Raw genomic sequence first — 18481 nt, 5'->3', positions numbered from 1 at the left:
GAATTTAAGACAACGAATTAAGGCTGAGTTAAAAGTTGCAGGCATGAGGCCAAAGAGGAAAATTGTTTTTTCAACGAGTAAAGGAATTTTATAAATGCTGCTAAAAACCTTCAAGCAATTATTTAACAAACCAAAGATAAAAAGCTCAGCGTGGGATGCAGCAGGCTCAGGAAGAAGATTTTTTCACTTTCAACCAGAGTTAGGAAGTATAAACAATTTGCTGTCTCAAAACCTTGAAACTTTACGTAGTAGATCACGTGATATGGTGAGAAAAAATCCTTACGCTGCAAATATAATTGATACGATAGTAAGTAACTCTATTGGAACAGGAATAAAACCGCAATCAAAAGCAAGAGATGGAGAATTTCGAAAGAAAGTACAAGAATTATGGCTAAAATGGACAGATGAAGCAGACAGTAGCGGAGTAAGTGATTTTTATGGATTACAAGCTCTGGTATGTAGGAGCATGATAGAAGGTGGAGAGTGTTTTGTACGCCTCCGAAATCGTAAACTCGAAGATGGATTTTCTGTACCATTGCAACTTCAAGTATTGGAATCAGAGCATTTAGATAACAAAAGCAATCAGACTCTTGCGAACGGCAATATTATTCGTAGTGGTATTGAATTTAACCGACTTGGTCAAAGAGAAGCTTATTACCTATTTAGAGAGCACCCAGGTGAAGGTTCGTTTGGAGAATCAGTTAGAGTACCGGCAAATGATGTTTTACATATCTATAAACCTTTAAGACCTGGGCAAATCAGAGGGGAGCCTTGGCTTTCTAATATACTGCTGAAACTTTATGAGCTTGATCAATACGATGATGCAGAATTAGTGAGAAAAAAGACAGCAGCGATGTTTGCAGGGTTTATTACAAGACTTGATCCAGAAGCAAATATCATGGGAGAAAGTGAAAGTAATGAGCAAGGAGTAGCACTATCTGGACTGGAACCTGGAACAATGCAGCTTTTAGACCCAGGAGAAGATATAAAATTTTCAGAGCCATCAGATGTTGGAGGAAGTTATGAAGCGTTTATGAGACAGCAACTCAGAGCAATAGCGATTGGTACAGGGATAACATATGAGCAGCTAACAGGAGATTTAACCGGTGTTAATTATTCATCCATTCGAGCAGGGCTGATAGAGTTTCGCAGAAGGTGTGCAATGTTACAGCATAACGTGATAGTGTTCCAGTTTTGTAGACCTATTTGGAATAGATGGCTAGAATTAGCAGTACTTTGTGGAGAACTCCGTATAGATGAAAAAGTAGTAAAAGCAGCGAAAGAAGAAGTAAAATGGATACCACAGGGATTTGATTGGGTGGATCCTTTAAAAGATCAACAAGCACAGCAAATGGCAGTAAGGAATGGCTTCAAAAGTCGATCGGAAGTAGTATCAGAAATGGGTTACGATGTAGAAGAAATAGATCAAGAAATAGCAGAAGATCAGAGTCGTGCAAATAGTCTCAACTTAATGTTTGACTCTGATTGTAAAGGATTATGATGCTCTTAGGAAAGCCATTAATGCTTGAACCAAGGAGTTTTGAGCTACTATCGCTATACAAAGGAAAACAGCCAATTTTCAAAAATCACTCTATCAAAAGTAACGTAGAAAGAACTGCAATTATACCAATTCATGGAATCTTGACGAAAAAACCAGGTGCGTTTGATGAAATGCTTGGGATGACATCATATGAGCAAATAGAAGAACAAATTGCACAAGCATTAGCAGATAGTAGTATAGAGACTATTTTACTGGACATAGATAGCCCAGGAGGAGAGGTAAATGGAGTATTTGACTTAGCTGATTTTATCTATAGTGCAAGAGGAAAAAAGAGGATAATAGCGATAGCAAATGATGATGCATATTCTGCAGCGTACGCTATAGCTTCTAGCACTGAGAAGGTATTTGTGAGTAGAACTTCAGGAGTAGGAAGTGTTGGAGTAATAGCAAGTCACATAGATCAAAGTAGGTTTGATGAAAAGCAAGGTATTAAGTATACCACAATCTTTGCTGGTAGTCGAAAGAATGATTTAAATCCACATGAGCCAATGACGTCTGAAAGTCTGGGAAGCTTACAAAAAGAAGTAGACCGACTATATGAAATGTTTTTGCAGCTAATAGCAAGGAACAGAGGTCTTTCAATTGAAAAGATTCGATCAACAGAGGCAGGGCTATATTTTGGGGAGAAAGCAGTAGAAATAGGCCTTGCAGACGGAATGACAATTCTTTCATCTATTAATAAAAATAGGAGTATTACTATGAATGAACAAACTACAAATGACCTAGAAACTGATAATTTAACCAAGTATCGTACTGAAGTTCTTGAATTAATACGTTTATGTAATTTATCGAAGATGCCAGAAAAGATAGGAGAATTTATTGAGCAAAGTGTAAGTGTTGAGCAAGCAAGGGAGGTTTTAATGGAATTACTTGCAGAGCGAACGAAAAAGACAGAGATACTGAGTGCAATACCACAGAATTCAGGAGAAGAGTTGATGATGCAGGTAGCGAAAAGTCGTGGGCAATCAAACATTTAAAGTATGTGTATAACCGCCGTGTATAACAACCACAAATATGGCGGTAAAAAAATAAAAAAAGGAGAGAAAAAGACATGATAAGTATAACTGAAGGAAATAATTTAGGAGATCTTCTGAAATATGAAGTGTCCAACTTATATTCAAGAGATCAGATAACAGTAGCCAAGGGACAAAATCTAAAGCTGGGAACAGTAGTTGGTTATGATACTAAAGATGGTTTTATTAAAGCTTTAAATCCAACTGCCACAGATGGTACACAAACGGCGATAGGAGTGATAGCAAGCGATGTAAACGCAAAGGAAAATAGTAAAGGAGTAATTATTGCTCGTGGTGCCATGCTAGCTGATCATGCAGTTGTGTGGCCAGCAAATATTACTGAAGAACAGAAAGCTACAGCAATAAAGCAACTTGAAGGACGAGGAATCATTATCCGTAAAGCGGCCTAAAGCTATATTAAACAATAAAAAACACAAAGGGGGAAAAGAAAAAATGCAAAATCCATTTACAAATACAGCATTTAGCATGACGGCACTAACAAATGCGATGAATATATTGCCGATAAATTATGGACGGGTTGAAAATTTAAATTTATTTCCAAATAGGTCAGTAAGATTTAGACATATTACAATAGAAGAACATAACGGAGTTTTAAGTTTACTACCAACGCAAGTTCCAGGGGCGCCAGCAACAGTAGGAAAAAGAGGAAAAAGAAAGGTAAGAACGTTTACGATTCCACATATTCCACATGATGATGTAGTACTGCCAGAGGAAGTACAAGGAATAAGGGCATTTGGATCAGAGAGTGAACTGAAAGCGCTGGCAGATGTAATAACTGACCATTTGCAGCTAATGAGAAATAAACATGCAATAACGTTGGAGCATTTGCGGATGGGAGCGCTGAAAGGAATAATTTTAGATGCTGATGGGTCAGAATTACTAAATCTGTACAACGAATTTGAAATAACACCAAAAGTAGTAAATTTTGCACTAGGAACAGCGACAACCGATGTCAAGCGTAAATGTCTAGAAGTATTGCGGCATATTGAAGATAATCTAAGTGGTGAATATATGACCGGGATTCATGCTTTGGTAAGCCCTGAGTTTTTTGATGCATTAACTTCGCATAGTAAAGTGAAAGAAGCATACGAAAGATGGCAAGAAGGAGCAGCACTTCGGAATGATATGAGGTCAGGATTTACGTTCTGTGGCATAACATTTGAGGAATATAGAGGGCAAGCAACTGGCCCTGAAGGAACGGTTAGAAGATTTATTGAGAAAGATACAGGGCACTGTTTTCCAGTAGGAACAGCAAGCACATTTACAACATATTTTGCACCAGCAGATTTTAATGAGACAGTAAATACTCTTGGACAGCCACTATACGCAAAACAAGAGCCGAGAAGATTCGATAGAGGGACCGATTTACATACGCAGTCAAATCCTCTGCCAATGTGCCATCGTCCGGCCATTTTGGTAAAAATTAGTTCTAGTTGATGAATATAGGAAAATTATTGGAAGATTGTTTTGAGCATTTAGGAGTGGAAGCCACATATTGTAATAAAAATAAGGAGGGCATTCGTAAAATAAAAGTGCTAATTAAATGTCCTGAGACTACGTACTCTTTAGGTGCAGGTGGAGAATTAACTCAGCAAATTGCTTCTATAGAAATACGTGATCAGGACGTTACTTCCTTTAGCATAGGTGATTATATCAAGATTGAAAAAAGGTTCTACAAGATTTTTGAACAACCATTGAAAGATTCTTCAGGTAAAATATTAAAAATTGAGGCAATAGAAAGTGTGTGATTAGTAACAATATTAATGAAATAATCTCCAATATTGAAAGAAAAGAGCAAAAAATAAAACTGGCAGTTACAAAAGCGCTGAACAAAACAGCAATATGGCTAAAATCAAAAGCAGCTAAGGAAATCAGTGAGGAAAAGAAAAGTTTGATAAGAAAGAGATTAAGAATTTTTAAGGCGAAAACTAGCAGATTAGAAGTGTTAATTAGAGCAAATCTCTATGACATTAAAGCATCGACAATTGGTAAAATACAAAAAACAAGAAGAGGATCGAAAGTAGGAAAGCATGAGTTTATAGGAGGATTTGCAGCAGTTATGCCAAAAGGAAATAGCGGTATTTTTAAACGTGAAGGAAGAGCAGCATTGCCAATAAAGGAAGTAAAACTACCACTGGAACCAGAGGCTTCAAGGATAATAGGGAATCTTGTTAATTATGAGGTTGAGGAAGTGTTTGAAAAGTTCTTTGAACGTGATATTACAAGAAATATATGAATTTTAAAGATTTGCATAACGCAATCTGCACTACGCTGAAGAAAGAAATACCAGCAATTCAAACTTGTGAAATTTATCCATCGATAAGGAAAGAATTATTAGCGCCAGCGGTGTTTGTGGAACTTAGCGGATTTGAAAAAGGACATGATCCTGGAACAGAAGAATTAGCGCTGAAAGCAAGATTTGAAGCGAGAATTGTAGTTGATGGAACAGTAGAGGATTCCTCGTTAGTTGTAAGGTCATTAGCAGCAGAAGTAGCAAGAGTAGTGAACAAGAATACCTGGGAAAAGAATGTATCTCCGGCTGAATTTCTTTCTGCAGAGCCTGATGGATTTAGACCAGAATTAGATGCATATTTGGTGTGGATGGTTGATTGGAATCATCAGCTTCATTTAGGTAAATCGATATGGACAGAAAATAAGATTAAGCCACATACGATTACAATAGGAGAAAATGTTAGAGAGTAATTTTGCTATTTCAGAGCTGCAAAGAAAATTAGCAAACATTGTACGAATAGGGCTTGTAAAAGAAGTAGATTATGAAAAAGCAAAAGTAAGAATTAAAATAGGCGAATTTTTAACAGATTATTTACCGTGGATAACAAATAAAGCAGGAAAAGATAGAGATTGGTCTCCACCAGATATCGGTGAACAGGTTATGATATTTTCTCCTCTTGGCGAATTATCGTTAGGAGTGGTGTTAGGAGGGATATACCAGGAAAAATACTCTGCACCAGAGAATAAAAAAGAAATAAATAGTGTGAAGTTTCAAGATGGAACAAAGTTGTCATACGATAAAGATAAACATCATTTAGAGATTGAAGTAGTAGATAAAATAACACTGAAGGCTGGGGAATCGAGCATAGAGATGACAAAAAGTGGAATAAAACTGAAAGGAAGTAGAATAGACCTAAATTAAAATACATGGGAAAAACAGTAGCTTGTGTAGGAGATTATTGCAGTGGAATACCAGCTCATGTTTGTATGAGTGGAAGCAGCAATGTTTTTGAGAAAGGAAGATCTGTGTGTCGAAAAGGTGATATTGCAACTTTGGGAGAGACGATAGTACAAGGTTCAAACAGAGTATTTGTGAATGGTATTGGTGTAGTGAGAACAGGAGATTTAGTATCGTGTGGTTTTTATGTGATGGGTAATAGCAAAAATGTATTTGTAGGGTAAAAAAGATGCGTGGTATGAGTGCTACTAGTGGAAAGGAATTGGAAGGTTTAGACCATCTTAAACAATCAATAATTGATATATTAACCACTCCAGTAAACAGTAGAATAATGAGGAGAAGTTATGGTTCAAGGCTACTTGAATTAGTTGATAAACCGATAAATAGAGATTTAACACTTGAGATATATGCAGCAACAGCAGAGGCTTTGGAAAAATGGGAAAAAAGGTTTAAATTAGAAAAAGTAAAAATTACAGAAGTAAAAGAGGGAAAAGTAACGCTTGACCTGGAAGGATTATACGTGCCAAGTGGGAAAAACATTCGCTTTGATGGGATTGTGGTATAAAGATGCAGCAGCCAAATATTATCGAGCCACTGAACTTTGAGGAAATCTTTTCGAGAATGAAGGAAGAATTGGTCCGTAGAGATGAAACCTTTTCAGGATTAGTAGAATCCGATCCAGCAATGAAGGTTCTGGAAGTAGCAGCGTGGAGAGAACTTTTGCTCAGACAAAGGATAAGCGAAGCTGTAAAGGGTAATTTACTTAAATTTGCAACGGGAGAAGATCTTGATAATTTGGCTGAATTTTATGGAGTAGAGAGGCAGAAAGAAGAAGATGACGAACGATTTAGAAAGAGGGTAAAAGCAAAAATAGCAGGTTGGTCAACAGGAGGAAGTAAGGAATATTATAAATATCATGCACTGTCAGCAGATAGTAGAGTAAAAGATGCATTGGTAGAATCACCTATACCAGGAAAAGTACAAATTTCAATCTTATCAACACAATTATCCACACTGCCAGAAGAGCTACTTGAAATTATAAGAAAGCAGGTTACTAGAGATGATATAAGGGTTTTAACAGATACAGTAACAGTCATTGGTTGCAATATTACGGAAATAGATATTCACAGCAGAATGAGTATAAGTCCTATAATATCAAAGGAGGAAATCAAGAAGCAGTTCATTAAGAAGTTTGAAGCAAGCAAAAGGTTGGGATGGAACGTAACAAGATCTTGGATAATAGCGAATCTATTTGTAGATGGTGTAGAAAACGTAGAATTAATCGAGCCAAGAGAGGATGTTGTGGTTCTGGGGAATGAGTGTGCAGTGCTTGGCTACGTCAAGTTAGATAGGATTTAAAACGTATTTTTTTTGTTTTGTGCCAGTGAGGGGATTGCGTGCAATAAGTGGTTTAAGGTTTACTGGATCCAATGTTAGGGAGACGAAAGTATTGATTTTCTTCCAGAAGTTGTAACTTGTTTTTTAAAGTATGGATAATATTGTCAAACATTATGGAAAGTGTTTTTGATATTAAGAACATCTTTATTTTTCTGAAATGATCTCTTGCTTACTCATAAGCTACCTAAATAAAGGAAATTAAAGCAACTTGAAAGAAAAGACAAATGAAAAGTTTATTACCGCCAAACGCAACAAAGCAAGAGCAAGCACTGGTTGATGCAATAGATTATAAGGTTGATCCAAGCTGTATCAGAGGGTTTAAGTTCAACCTGAAAGAAGAAACATTACCATGGATAATAGAAGAATATGGTTTAGAAGAGATATTGCGCTGGGTAAAAAATAAAAGAAGGGCGATAGTAGAAGGAGTAAAATTTCAAAGACTGAGAGGAACACCTGCATCACTTAAAATAGCACTAAAGTGGGCAAATATAGAAGATATTACAATCATCGAAGAACCACCTGGTAAACATTTTTTCGAGTTGCAAATAGGAATAAAAGATGTTCCAAATGACTTTTTTGTGGATGCAGTAGTAGAACTTGCAAAACTATCGTTACCAGCAAGATCGCGGCTAATGAGGATTTTCAATGATCACTATAACGTTGATAGGTTTATTTTAGATGAAAGTTTATTTGGAAGTTTGTTATCAGACTACTCTGGTATAAAAGTTGAAAAAAATGGACCAGTGTTATCGTTTGGAAGAATAAATTTTTTCAGTTCTAGAGGTCCGTTAGTAGAGATTGTAGACAACTATTTAAGAGAGCATTATGAACAAACATTTAGTAATGACATATATCGATTAGATGTAGCAGTACTTGGAGAAACAGAGCCTCACACAAAGAATTATAACGGTATTTATGAAAGAAATCATTTGTGGTACAACTTAAAAGCACTATATCCATTACCACAAAGTTTATTACCAGAAATTAAGTTTGCTAAGGCACAAATAGTATTATCGGACAGTTGGAGGTTAGGAGAAATAAATGCGTGCTTTCCAGTTAGTAGCGTAGAAGAAAGAGGAAATAAATTTGTATTGGGAAGCGATAAACTTTCAGGGCAACGTTGGAATTTAAAACACAAGCCAATTTTAGAAAGATTTAGCGTTACTCACAACTATAAAGTAGAAAATTATACAGATCAGAAGGTCAGAAAATATGTTTTAGCAGAACACAACGTTTACTATAAAAATGATTTGGATTCAGAGCAAAAAGACTCAATACACGAATTAGAAAAGCACATTTTAGTATTTTACCTGGGAGTACTGAAGTGGCACGAACATCGACATTTACACAGAAGTTGGAAAGATAGTCGAATAATATCTCTAATAAGTTAAGTATTTATATTTAGATACTCATATATTATATTAATAATAGGTAAAAGTGTATGAAATAAAAAGAAAAAGACTTGCTTTCTCATGCTAAAAAGGACATGACTTGAATAGCGGAAGGTAAACATAAGAAATTTATCTGGCGCTAGAAAAGCTAATTTTGTGAGGTATGCAATGGGGTTCAACGAAGAAAAGAGAGAATCTTTTAGTAAGTTTTTTAAAGAAGTATCAAGTAACGGGTTTAAAAACATTAATAAAAGAAATGAAGAAGGAGAGACGATCTTGCATCAAGCAGTAGAAATCTCTGATTACAAAATAGTGAGATTATTAATAAAAAAAGGAGCAGAGGTAAATGCAAGAGATAAAAATGGTTATACACCACTACACTGTGCAGTATTCGCAAAGAGTTTAGAAAATGTAAAAGTACTGCTAAGAGAAGGAGCAGAAGTAAATGCCACTCAATATGTCAGTGGATGTACGCCACTGCACTCTGCGTGCAAAATAGGAGGAGCAGGAGTTGAAATAATAAAAGAGCTAGTAAAAGCAGGAGCTGAGGTTAATCAACTGAATAAATATGGTGCAACACCAATGTATTACATCTGGGAAAGTGAAAAGTATTCTCTGTGTGATAGCAAAGAAAGTGAAAAGGCAAGCAAGTTTTTGAGAGAAAAAGGAGGAGTAATAAAAAATAGAGAACTGACATGCTATGGAATAGAGAGGCTAGTGGGAGAAATAGCAGACATGTTGAATGGAAGCTACATGCCAGAGCTAAAAATAATAGAGATAGGAGAAATAAGGAAGAGAGACAAATCGCTAATAAAGAAAGAATGTCAAAATTTAGCAAGCAAGATAATCAGCCAAGTGAATGAAATGATAGATGAGGTAGAAAATGTAGTAGGAAGAAAGGCTTAAAAAGGGGACTTGATTTTAAAGAAAAGGTGAGGTGGATTATGTTAAAGCTTGGTAACAAAGAATCATTTAATAAATCGCTATTAGAGAACTTATATAAAAATATTTATGCAAGAGACAAGAATGGAAGAACAGCTCTACATTATGCAGTAGAGGTAAAAACAGTGGAGTTGTTAGTCGAAAAAGGAGCGAATGTGAATGCAGCAGATGTAAAAGGATACGCAGCACTGCACCTAGCGGTAACGGAGAAACGTCTAGAAACCGTGAGAGAATTGATAAAATCAGGAGGGAATGTAAATGCTGAAGAGTATGGCAATAAATGCACTCCATTGCACCTTGCATGTATGGTGGGGAAAGTAGAAATAGTAAAAGAGTTAGTGGAAGCAGGAGCAGAAATAGAGCAAGAAGATAAGTTCGGAATGACAGCGATGGATTATGCAAAAAATAGTGAAGAAATAGCCAAGGTATTAAAGAAAGAAATAGACAGAATTGAAAAGTTATTTGAACAGCAAAGTGGGAAATCTTCTATGAGAGGCTAAAAACATGGAGGAAGAAACAGAAAAGAAAGTAATGAATTTAGAGAAAAAAACGTTAGAAGAGCTAAGGAGAATGTGGAAGAAGGTATTTGGGGAAGAGGCACCTAAACATTCAAAGAAATATCTGATACCAAGATTAGCTTATAGAATGCAGGAAAAAGCATATGGAGAAATTTCAAGAAAAGGGTTAAAAAGACTAGATTATTTAGCAGATCGGCTGGAGAAGGGAAAGAGAATAAGTAGTGATAAACTTCCGGTAGCAGGAACAGAGCTAATATTAGAAAGAGGTAAAGAGACTCATGCGGTAATGGTAACAGATAAGGGTTTAATCTACAAAGAAGAGTTTTTCACGTCATTGTCAGCAGTAGCCGGAAAAATAATGGGAATGAGTTACAACGGACCTTTATTATTTGGAATGCGTGAAAAAAATGGAAGTTGAAAATGCTAAAAGAAGTAAGATGTGCGATATATACGAGAAAATCAAATGAGGATGGACTAGAACAAAAGTTTAACAGTCTTGATGCACAGCGAGTAGCATGTGAAAAGTACATAAAGAGCAGAGAAGGCTGGGTAATATTGGCCAAAAGGTACGATGATGGAGGATATTCAGGAAAGAATTTAGAAAGACCAGCAATAAAGGAATTATTTGAAGATGTTAAGGGAGGGGAAGTAGATTGTGTAGTAGTGTACACACTAGACAGACTATCAAGGGAAACAAAAGATAGCATCGAAGTTACATCATTTTTTAGAAGACATAGAGTAAATTTTGTAGCAGTAACGCAGATATTTGATAATAATACGCCAATGGGAAAGTTCGTACAAACGGTGTTATCAGGAGCAGCACAGCTAGAAAGAGAGATGATAGTAGAGAGAGTAAAAAATAAAATAGCAACATCAAAAGAACACGGACTATGGATGGGAGGAACTTTGCCATTTGGATATGATGTAAAAGATAAAGAATTAATAATAAATGAGAAAGAAGCAAAAACAGTAAAGCATATATTTGAAAGATATGTGGAGCTGAAGTCAATGGCAGAGTTGGCAAGGGAGTTAAACAGAGAAGGGTACCGTACGAAAGGAAAATCAGATATCTTTAAAAAAGCGACGGTGAGAAGAATAATAACAAATCCAATATATACGGGAAAAATAAGGCATTATGAGAAAGAGTATGAAGGAAAACATGAGGCGATAATAGAGGAAGAAAAATGGCAAAAAGCGCAGGAATTGATAAGGAATCAACCATATAGAAAAGCAAGATATGAAGAGGCGCTACTAAAGGGAATAATTAAGTGCAAAAGCTGTGATGTAAATATGACTTTGACGTACTCAAAAAAAGAGAATAAAAGGTACCGATATTATATATGTAATAACCATTTAAGGGGAAAAGGTTGTGAATCAATAAACAGAACTATAGTAGCGGGAGAGGTGGAAAAAGAAGTAATGAGAAAGACAGAGCAGCTATATGAAAAATGGGGAGAAGAATGGAAAAATTTAAGTTTCAGAGAACAGAAAGAAGTAGTGAAAAAGTTAATAAAGGGAGTAATGGTAAGAGAAGATGGAATAGAGGTGCATTCTGAATCAGAGGAAAAGTTTATACCAATAAAAAAGAAAGGAAATAAATGCACAGTAGTAGAGCCAGAAGGTAAAACAAACAATGCGTTACTCAAAGCAGTGGTAAGAGCCCACCTATGGAAACGTCAACTAGAAGAGGGAAAATATGGAAGTGTAAAGGAACTGAGTGCCAAAATTAATATAGGTACAAAACGTATACAGCAAATTTTAAGGCTGAATTATTTAGCACCAAAGATTAAAGAAGATATAGTAAATGGGAGGCAACCAAGTAATTTGAGGCTAGCTGATTTAAGAGAAATACCGATGCTTTGGAGTGAGCAGATGAAGAAATTTTACAAATTAGCATTATCTTGTTCCTAAAAACCAGTCGCGATAATCTATACTAATCACAGGAAATTAACAAATTGTAATTACTTACGCTGTATTACATACACATTCTGATAATATAACTTAATATATCAGATTTTAAAAGTGTTTATGAATCAATAATCTCTGTAACAAAAAAAGAAGGTATACATGTCTAACAATGAAATAACTCCTGAACAACAGGAAAAATTGAATAAAGACTTGATTTGGGCTGCAAGCAAAGGAGATATTACAAGAGTTGCAAATAAGATATCAGAGGGAGGTGATGTTAATTATAAGGATGATCATAGTAAAACTCCATTGCATAAAGCTGCAGAGAAAGGTCACTTAGATATAGTAAAAAAGCTTATAGAAAGTAAAGCTGATATTAATTCTAAGGATGATCAGGGTGAAACACCACTACACAAAGCTGCATACTATGGTCACTTAGATGTAGTAGAACAGCTTATGGAGAAGGGTGCTAATGTTAATTCTAAGGATAATAAAGGGCAAATTCCACTTCATGAAGCTGAATTGCGGGGTCACAAAGAAGTAGCAGACAAGCTTATGGGTGAGGAGTTGTTATCAAGTTTAACAAGACGAATATCAGAAACACTTAAGAAAGACGACAGATTCAAAGCAAGCATAAAAGGTGAACAAGGACCAAAGGGCGAAAAGGGAATGAAAGGTGATACAGGTCTTGAGGGAAGAGATGCGGATCCTGAGAAAGTTGCTGAGAAATTGGTTACTGATCCATCTCATAAGAATAAGTTGGTAACAGAGATTGCTAATAATTCAGATTTTCAGGGTGCAGTAGCAAAGAGTGTAAAGGGTGATACTGAGTTTCAAAATTCTGCTAGGGGGCCAGCGGGTAGCCCAGGGCCAGAAGGTCCTAAAGGAGAAAAGGGCGATCCAGGACTTAAAGGTGAAGATGTAAAACCAGAGAAGGTTACAGAGCAACTTATGACTACTAAGTTAAAAGAACTAGCAAAAGCAGTACTAGATGTTGCTAATAATGAAAACTATAAATTTTTAGATCACAATAACACACAAGCAAGTATGTTATTTAAGATCGTCAAGGGAGAAAATTATGGTGATATTAGTAGTACAAAGATATCAAATGAGAAAAATAACGATGTTGGTAACTTTTCAAATATAGGATACTTTTTTCAGGATAATGAGTTATATATACGCAATTATTTCACTGATAAGAATATCAAAATACCTCAGGAATTCAGCTTTTTAAGAGTGGTGCGTGATGATGATGGAGAACTAAAGTTGGCATTATGCAACAGCTTAGGAAACTTACTGTCCGAATATAAAAAATATGATCCAGAGTACAGAGAATTGCCAGATTTCGTTGAAAATTCTCATATATGTTTACAGAAAGGTAGAAATTTAAATCTATCCTATGATTGGAGACCATTATTTCAGTTAAAGAACGATTCTGAGGGGCAGAGTGTAAGTGTTTATAAAGTTATAACAAATAGAAAAGTAGGTCATCTTATTGATGAGTTTATCTATTATGATCGTAATAATAATCTTCACTACAAAAATTACCATAATCTAGAAATAAATAAAGACTGCTGTTATCGCGAGAACTTATATGTTAATTTTAGTAACAAGCTATTCATATACGGAAATGATACAGAAAATGATAACACACCTGTTCAATTAGAACAAAGCCTTGATTTATTCTGATAAGTCAGATAGTACAACCAACATAACATTGAATAATGCTATTATGTATATTTTAACTAAAGTTAATAGGTATACAATATTTAAAATTTGGTTATACTTAATAAAAGGATTTTTAACAACTTATCTAAAATATAATCGAAAATCTATATTGTAATAAGAAATAAAAGGACATTACTGAATAAGTAACATCCTTTTGAAGAAGGTGAGCTGTTTTGTTTATATTGATGTTTGCAAAGATTGTGTCACCTGAATAGGCTCTTGACCAGACATAAATGTAGAAGGCTGTTGTTTCCCTACTTTTTCCTGATAATTTACTTTTTTCAATTGTGACCTAGTTTTAATTAAGTCGTCCGAAGAAATAATCATCCTCTCTGGTGTAGAAGGAATAGATGTACCTTTTCCACTATCAGAACCACTAAGGTCAATAAAAGAACTGCTTTTAGACTCAATACTGCCATCCATACTACTACTAAAACTTGAATGGATATTATTAGAAGCAAAACTACTAACAGAATTACTGCGAGTTGGAGTTCTATTAGATAAAATATCCAGATTGCGTTTGACAGTAGGATGATTGAAAACATCTTCACTTAGAGAATTTTGTGAAAATGAAGGGGATGTTCAAAAAAGTGTGTCAAACCGAGAAGTAAAATATAATTGAGATAAAAATGGAGGTTTGACATGAGTCAAAGAATAGCAGATAGAACTACTGGTTTGGTAGATTATAAAGAATTAGAAACAAATATCTTGTCGTCTATACGAGAAGGTAGACCATTAATGGGAAAAGATGGTGCATTAACGCCATTTGTAAAAAGGCTACTTGAAGCAAGCTTGGAGGGTGAAATAGAACATCATTTATCTACTGAAAGCGAAGAAAACAATCGTAGAAACGGAAGGAATGGAAAAACTTTGAAAACAAGTGCAGGTTCATTTGAACTATTGACACCAAGAGACAGAGAGGGAAGTTTTGAACCACAGATAGTGAAAAAAAGGCAAACAAGCCTACATCCAGAACTTGAAACAAAGGTCTTGAACATGTTTGCAAGTGGTGTGGGATACAGAGATATAGCATCATATGTGGAAGAAATTTATGACCATAAAATATCTGCAGCAGAGATATCTGGAATTACAGATAAATTACTACCTATAATCAATGAATGGCGTAGCCGTCCACTGCAATCAGTGTATCCAATAGTATTTATGGATGGGATGTTTTTTAAGGTAAAAGAAGACGGTCGCTGTGTAAGTAAGTGCATGTATAACATATTAGGAATAGACCAAAATGGCAGAAAAGAAGTACTGGGTTTTTACTTAGCAGAAAGCGAGGGAGCTAGCTTCTGGTTAGGCGTATTAAATGACTTGAAAGAGAGAGGAATAGAAGACATTTTGATAGCTTGTGTCGATGGCCTAAAAAGCTTTCCTGCAGCTATAAATAGCGTATTTCCTAATGTGGAAGTACAGCTATGTGTAGTGCATCAAATACGGAACTCTCTGAAATACGTATCAAGCAAAGATGTAAAAGTTTTCATGAATGATTTAAAAAAAATATACCGCGCTACAAGTAAAGAAATTGCAGAAAATTATTTGCTTGAGCTGGAGGAAAAATGGGGCGAAAAGTATCCATTAGTTGTAAAATCTTGGCAGAACAATTGGGAAAGTTTGAGGATGTTCAAAAAAGTGTGTCAAACCGAATTTTTAATTCAACTCAATCTTTAATCTACTAGGGAAAAAAATATCGAGTTGAGATATAGATAATGCCCAATCATGTACAGGCATCGTCCATTTCTCTTCCACCTTTCTTATAGCACAATATACCAGCTTGTACAAGGCATTTATGCTGGTGAATGCGCCTTTGGTCTTGGTAAATTTCCTAATTTGCCTGTGTAGCCCCTCGATGAGATTAGTGGTATAAATTAGCCTTCTAACAGGACCTGAATACTTGAAGTAACCAGATAAACTTTCCCAATTGTTCTGCCAAGATTTTACAACTAATGGATACTTTTCGCCCCATTTTTCCTCCAGCTCAAGCAAATAATTTTCTGCAATTTCTTTACTTGTAGCGCGGTATATTTTTTTTAAATCATTCATGAAAACTTTTACATCTTTGCTTGATACGTATTTCAGAGAGTTCCGTATTTGATGCACTACACATAGCTGTACTTCCACATTAGGAAATACGCTATTTATAGCTGCAGGAAAGCTTTTTAGGCCATCGACACAAGCTATCAAAATGTCTTCTATTCCTCTCTCTTTCAAGTCATTTAATACGCCTAACCAGAAGCTAGCTCCCTCGCTTTCTGCTAAGTAAAAACCCAGTACTTCTTTTCTGCCATTTTGGTCTATTCCTAATATGTTATACATGCACTTACTTACACAGCGACCGTCTTCTTTTACCTTAAAAAACATCCCATCCATAAATACTATTGGATACACTGATTGCAGTGGACGGCTACGCCATTCATTGATTATAGGTAGTAATTTATCTGTAATTCCAGATATCTCTGCTGCAGATATTTTATGGTCATAAATTTCTTCCACATATGATGCTATATCTCTGTATCCCACACCACTTGCAAACATGTTCAAGACCTTTGTTTCAAGTTCTGGATGTAGGCTTGTTTGCCTTTTTTTCACTATCTGTGGTTCAAAACTTCCCTCTCTGTCTCTTGGTGTCAATAGTTCAAATGAACCTGCACTTGTTTTCAAAGTTTTTCCATTCCTTCCGTTTCTACGATTGTTTTCTTCGCTTTCAGTAGATAAATGATGTTCTATTTCACCCTCCAAGCTTGCTTCAAGTAGCCTTTTTACAAATGGCGTTAATGCACCATCTTTTCCCATTAATGGTCTACCTTCTCGTATAGACGACAAGATATTTGTTTCTAATTCTTTATAATCTACCAAACCAGTAGTTCTATCTGCTATTCTTTGACTCATGTCAAACCTCCATTTTTATCTCAATTATATTTTACTTCTCGGTTTGACACACTTTTTTGAACATCCCCGAAAGTTTATCTGGTTACTTCAAGTATTCAGGTCCTGTTAGAAGGCTAATTTATACCACTAATCTCATCGAGGGGCTACACAGGCAAATTAGGAAATTTACCAAGACCAAAGGCGCATTCACCAGCATAAATGCCTTGTACAAGCTGGTATATTGTGCTATAAGAAAGGTGGAAGAGAAATGGACGATGCCTGTACATGATTGGGCATTATCTATATCTCAACTCGATATTTTTTTCCCTAGTAGATTAAAGATTGAGTTGAATTAAAAATTCGGTTTGACACACTTTTTTGAACATCCTCTCTATATCTCAACTCGATATTTTTTTCCCTAGTAGATTAAAGATTGAGTTGAATTAAAAATTCGGTTTGACACACTTTTTTGAACATCCTCAAAATGAATTTATAACCTCATTCAAATTAGTCAGTGAAGCACTTATATTTGGTACTTTTGGAGTTAATACCTTAGTAAGGTTACCAGTGCTATTACGTCGCGTTACTCCTGGTCTACTTCCTATTGTTGCAGTTGGTGTTGCAGCTAAAACTTGATACTTCACATTACTTACTTTTTTGCTTTCACCACACTTGCTTGCTATCTTATTAAGCTTCTCTATAGAATTAGAAAGTTTATGCTCTATTGTACATTCTCTAATAATCCTCTTAATTTCATCATGATGTTCAGAGAAAATTTCATAGAGATTGTTATCATCTTGAGCCAATAAATTTTGCAACTTCTTATCATCCAATTTTTTGACAAAATCTGCTTGTTGTTTCAATTGATTGATTAACTGATCCTTTTTGAAACCTTGTGGACCATCAATAGAACCAGCTTTTTCTGATATTTTTCTGTTTAATCCAGAGAATATTTCCTTAATTAAAGCAGACTTATTTACAGTCTTGTCTTGCAAAATTTCACTAACAAGCATCTCCTTCACACTGTTGAAATTTTTCGTTTTTTCTTCTGTTTTTAAAACAACAGTTTGACTCTGTAAGTCTATTGAATATGGAATGCTATCCAAATTAGATATACTTGAACCCAAATTACCCAATTTACTTCCTACTTTTTTAAGTGTATCACTGGTGCCTTCTCTTGTTTTCTGTGCTACAGAACTTCCAGCTTCTTTTAATGAATCTCTAGCATTTATAAAGCCTTTTTTTATTGTGCCTGCAGTATATTGTGCTCCTTCAACAGTTTTTTCAGCTGACCATTTGAGTCCTTTATATCCAGATTGAACTGATTTTACAGCTACTTTTACAGCGAAATATAAAGTAAGACCAACTATAGCACCTGGTATAGCAAGTGTTACACCAACTGCTAAAAGTGGTAATAATGCTGTAAATAACCCACTTGCTGTACCTACTACAAGAGCCTGCTCTCCTTGTTTCATGCGAGAGAATTCTGTATCTCCTTTTAACAGGTCAGTGATTCTTTCCTTTAGCTTTTTGTGATTATTAACACTCTTCATATTCGATAGATCTTCAGTAAATTTCTTAAAATCAAGATCATTTTCTTGTTGAGTTACAAGAGAATATGAATTTGTTTCATTAGGTAACATTTTTAACCTCACTATTAATTCAATATATTATATTTTATATATGTCATCATTAAATTAGTGTTAACTTGATTACTAATATTGGTATAGCTTAGAATAATTTAGCTGGACATGATTTTATAGAGACTCAAATTTACGATTAGAGCCTAGAGTATAGTAATTATAAATGACTCAAGAGACTTTGTTCAGCCAAAATAATTAGATTCAAACTGATAAGGCTGTATATAGAATATCAGAGGATTATCCTGATAATAGTGTTAAATCAAGATTGGAATATACGAGTAATTATGCTATTTA

At 35.2% G+C, this 18481-nt stretch carries 20 protein-coding genes and 2 pseudogenes; 19 read left to right on the top strand and 3 right to left on the bottom strand.

Features of this window, described 5'->3' with window-relative positions; genetic code table 11:
- Positions 1–94: 94 nt before the first annotated feature.
- The 17 genes from HGO49_RS07140 to HGO49_RS07060 all read left to right on the top strand — a co-directional run bounded on the left by HGO49_RS07140 (position 95) and on the right by HGO49_RS07060 (position 13631).
- A complete protein-coding gene (locus tag HGO49_RS07140) occupies positions 95–1501 on the top strand; it encodes a phage portal protein (RefSeq protein ID WP_172758450.1) in 1407 nt (468 codons plus the stop codon).
- On the top strand, positions 1501–2538 hold the full coding sequence (locus tag HGO49_RS07135) for a S49 family peptidase (protein WP_172758538.1): 1038 nt from the start codon (positions 1501–1503) through the stop codon (positions 2536–2538). Before HGO49_RS07140 ends, HGO49_RS07135 begins: the two co-directional genes overlap by 1 nt.
- Positions 2539–2612: 74 nt before the next feature.
- Positions 2613–2984 carry a head decoration protein gene (locus HGO49_RS07130; RefSeq protein ID WP_038536951.1) on the top strand — a complete coding sequence of 124 codons (372 nt, stop codon included), beginning with the start codon at positions 2613–2615 and terminating at the stop codon, positions 2982–2984.
- A 43-nt stretch (positions 2985–3027) separates the two neighbouring features.
- On the top strand, positions 3028–4032 hold the full coding sequence (locus HGO49_RS07125) for a major capsid protein (protein ID WP_172758451.1): 1005 nt from the start codon (positions 3028–3030) through the stop codon (positions 4030–4032).
- Positions 4032–4343, top strand: coding sequence for a head-tail joining protein (locus HGO49_RS07120; RefSeq protein ID WP_172758452.1), 312 nt, complete (start codon positions 4032–4034; stop codon positions 4341–4343). The genes HGO49_RS07125 and HGO49_RS07120 overlap by 1 nt, the downstream gene beginning before the upstream one ends.
- A complete protein-coding gene (locus HGO49_RS07115) occupies positions 4340–4831 on the top strand; it encodes a phage tail protein (RefSeq protein WP_409350572.1) in 492 nt (163 codons plus the stop codon). The genes HGO49_RS07120 and HGO49_RS07115 overlap by 4 nt, the downstream gene beginning before the upstream one ends.
- The gene (locus tag HGO49_RS07110) at positions 4828–5298 is read left to right on the top strand and encodes a hypothetical protein (RefSeq protein WP_172758453.1); all 471 of its coding nucleotides are present in this window, start codon (positions 4828–4830) and stop codon (positions 5296–5298) included. The genes HGO49_RS07115 and HGO49_RS07110 overlap by 4 nt, the downstream gene beginning before the upstream one ends.
- Positions 5285–5749 carry a phage baseplate assembly protein V gene (locus HGO49_RS07105; RefSeq protein ID WP_172758454.1) on the top strand — a complete coding sequence of 155 codons (465 nt, stop codon included), beginning with the start codon at positions 5285–5287 and terminating at the stop codon, positions 5747–5749. Before HGO49_RS07110 ends, HGO49_RS07105 begins: the two co-directional genes overlap by 14 nt.
- A 5-nt stretch (positions 5750–5754) precedes the next feature.
- The gene (locus tag HGO49_RS07100; protein ID WP_172758455.1) at positions 5755–6009 is read left to right on the top strand and encodes a PAAR domain-containing protein; all 255 of its coding nucleotides are present in this window, start codon (positions 5755–5757) and stop codon (positions 6007–6009) included.
- A 5-nt stretch (positions 6010–6014) separates the two neighbouring features.
- Complete coding sequence (locus HGO49_RS07095; RefSeq protein WP_172758456.1) at positions 6015–6350, top strand: GPW/gp25 family protein; 336 nt, start codon at positions 6015–6017, stop codon at positions 6348–6350.
- A 2-nt stretch (positions 6351–6352) separates the two neighbouring features.
- Positions 6353–7144 carry a baseplate assembly protein gene (locus tag HGO49_RS07090; RefSeq protein ID WP_172758457.1) on the top strand — a complete coding sequence of 264 codons (792 nt, stop codon included), beginning with the start codon at positions 6353–6355 and terminating at the stop codon, positions 7142–7144.
- 263 nt (positions 7145–7407) lie between these two features.
- Complete coding sequence (locus HGO49_RS07085; RefSeq protein WP_172758503.1) at positions 7408–8574, top strand: phage tail protein; 1167 nt, start codon at positions 7408–7410, stop codon at positions 8572–8574.
- A gap of 168 nt (positions 8575–8742) precedes the next feature.
- Positions 8743–9480 (top strand): ankyrin repeat domain-containing protein, encoded by a 738-nt coding sequence (locus HGO49_RS07080; RefSeq protein ID WP_172758458.1) that lies wholly within the window; start codon positions 8743–8745, stop codon positions 9478–9480.
- Positions 9481–9518: 38 nt separating this feature from the next.
- Positions 9519–10016 carry an ankyrin repeat domain-containing protein gene (locus HGO49_RS07075; RefSeq protein ID WP_172758459.1) on the top strand — a complete coding sequence of 166 codons (498 nt, stop codon included), beginning with the start codon at positions 9519–9521 and terminating at the stop codon, positions 10014–10016.
- Positions 10017–10020: 4 nt separating this feature from the next.
- Positions 10021–10452 carry a DUF2924 domain-containing protein gene (locus HGO49_RS07070; protein WP_172758460.1) on the top strand — a complete coding sequence of 144 codons (432 nt, stop codon included), beginning with the start codon at positions 10021–10023 and terminating at the stop codon, positions 10450–10452.
- A 2-nt stretch (positions 10453–10454) separates the two neighbouring features.
- The gene (locus tag HGO49_RS07065) at positions 10455–11945 is read left to right on the top strand and encodes a recombinase family protein (protein WP_172758461.1); all 1491 of its coding nucleotides are present in this window, start codon (positions 10455–10457) and stop codon (positions 11943–11945) included.
- A 156-nt stretch (positions 11946–12101) separates the two neighbouring features.
- The gene (locus tag HGO49_RS07060) at positions 12102–13631 is read left to right on the top strand and encodes an ankyrin repeat domain-containing protein (RefSeq protein WP_172758462.1); all 1530 of its coding nucleotides are present in this window, start codon (positions 12102–12104) and stop codon (positions 13629–13631) included.
- Positions 13632–13847: 216 nt separating this feature from the next.
- Here HGO49_RS07060 and HGO49_RS07055 read toward each other — a convergent pair whose 3' ends face one another.
- Entirely contained in the window at positions 13848–14093 is a 246-nt protein-coding gene (locus HGO49_RS07055) for a hypothetical protein (protein ID WP_172758463.1), read from the bottom strand.
- Positions 14094–14312: 219 nt separating this feature from the next.
- Between HGO49_RS07055 and HGO49_RS07050 the strand changes: the two are divergent.
- Positions 14313–15308, top strand: a pseudogene (locus HGO49_RS07050) (IS256 family transposase); the annotation flags it as partial.
- A gap of 18 nt (positions 15309–15326) precedes the next feature.
- On the opposite strand, the gene HGO49_RS07045 reads toward HGO49_RS07050, so the two are convergent.
- Positions 15327–16565, bottom strand: coding sequence for an IS256 family transposase (locus tag HGO49_RS07045; RefSeq protein ID WP_172758362.1), 1239 nt, complete (start codon positions 16563–16565; stop codon positions 15327–15329).
- Positions 16566–16633: 68 nt separating this feature from the next.
- Here HGO49_RS07045 and HGO49_RS07040 point away from each other — a divergent pair.
- Positions 16634–16900: pseudogene (locus HGO49_RS07040) on the top strand (transposase); the annotation flags it as partial.
- A 123-nt stretch (positions 16901–17023) separates the two neighbouring features.
- Here HGO49_RS07040 and HGO49_RS07035 read toward each other — a convergent pair.
- A complete protein-coding gene (locus HGO49_RS07035) occupies positions 17024–18187 on the bottom strand; it encodes an actin-bundling T4SS effector WalE1 family protein (protein WP_172758464.1) in 1164 nt (387 codons plus the stop codon).
- Positions 18188–18481: the final 294 nt, after the last annotated feature.

The organism is Wolbachia endosymbiont of Diaphorina citri, assembly GCF_013096535.2.
Taxonomy (GTDB): Bacteria; Pseudomonadota; Alphaproteobacteria; order Rickettsiales; family Anaplasmataceae; genus Wolbachia.
Note: the sequence above shows the minus strand (reverse complement) of the source record. Positions and strands in the feature narration are given on the sequence as shown.

Excerpts from the sequence above, each read along its gene's own strand:
- HGO49_RS07045 (WP_172758362.1), bottom strand. The coding sequence starts at position 16,565 with ATGAGTCAAAGAATAGCAGATAGAACTACTGGTTTGGTAGATTATAAA.
- HGO49_RS07130 (WP_038536951.1), top strand. The coding sequence starts at position 2,613 with ATGATAAGTATAACTGAAGGAAATAATTTAGGAGATCTTCTGAAATAT.
- HGO49_RS07095 (WP_172758456.1), top strand. The coding sequence starts at position 6,015 with ATGCGTGGTATGAGTGCTACTAGTGGAAAGGAATTGGAAGGTTTAGAC.
- HGO49_RS07125 (WP_172758451.1), top strand. The coding sequence starts at position 3,028 with ATGCAAAATCCATTTACAAATACAGCATTTAGCATGACGGCACTAACA.
- HGO49_RS07135 (WP_172758538.1), top strand. The coding sequence starts at position 1,501 with ATGCTCTTAGGAAAGCCATTAATGCTTGAACCAAGGAGTTTTGAGCTA.
- HGO49_RS07120 (WP_172758452.1), top strand. The coding sequence starts at position 4,032 with ATGAATATAGGAAAATTATTGGAAGATTGTTTTGAGCATTTAGGAGTG.
- HGO49_RS07070 (WP_172758460.1), top strand. The coding sequence starts at position 10,021 with ATGGAGGAAGAAACAGAAAAGAAAGTAATGAATTTAGAGAAAAAAACG.
- HGO49_RS07090 (WP_172758457.1), top strand. The coding sequence starts at position 6,353 with ATGCAGCAGCCAAATATTATCGAGCCACTGAACTTTGAGGAAATCTTT.
- HGO49_RS07110 (WP_172758453.1), top strand. The coding sequence starts at position 4,828 with ATGAATTTTAAAGATTTGCATAACGCAATCTGCACTACGCTGAAGAAA.
- HGO49_RS07075 (WP_172758459.1), top strand. The coding sequence starts at position 9,519 with ATGTTAAAGCTTGGTAACAAAGAATCATTTAATAAATCGCTATTAGAG.
- HGO49_RS07065 (WP_172758461.1), top strand. The coding sequence starts at position 10,455 with ATGCTAAAAGAAGTAAGATGTGCGATATATACGAGAAAATCAAATGAG.
- HGO49_RS07035 (WP_172758464.1), bottom strand. The coding sequence starts at position 18,187 with ATGTTACCTAATGAAACAAATTCATATTCTCTTGTAACTCAACAAGAA.
- HGO49_RS07140 (WP_172758450.1), top strand. The coding sequence starts at position 95 with ATGCTGCTAAAAACCTTCAAGCAATTATTTAACAAACCAAAGATAAAA.
- HGO49_RS07055 (WP_172758463.1), bottom strand. The coding sequence starts at position 14,093 with ATGGATGGCAGTATTGAGTCTAAAAGCAGTTCTTTTATTGACCTTAGT.
- HGO49_RS07100 (WP_172758455.1), top strand. The coding sequence starts at position 5,755 with ATGGGAAAAACAGTAGCTTGTGTAGGAGATTATTGCAGTGGAATACCA.
- HGO49_RS07080 (WP_172758458.1), top strand. The coding sequence starts at position 8,743 with ATGGGGTTCAACGAAGAAAAGAGAGAATCTTTTAGTAAGTTTTTTAAA.
- HGO49_RS07060 (WP_172758462.1), top strand. The coding sequence starts at position 12,102 with ATGTCTAACAATGAAATAACTCCTGAACAACAGGAAAAATTGAATAAA.
- HGO49_RS07085 (WP_172758503.1), top strand. The coding sequence starts at position 7,408 with ATGAAAAGTTTATTACCGCCAAACGCAACAAAGCAAGAGCAAGCACTG.
- HGO49_RS07105 (WP_172758454.1), top strand. The coding sequence starts at position 5,285 with ATGTTAGAGAGTAATTTTGCTATTTCAGAGCTGCAAAGAAAATTAGCA.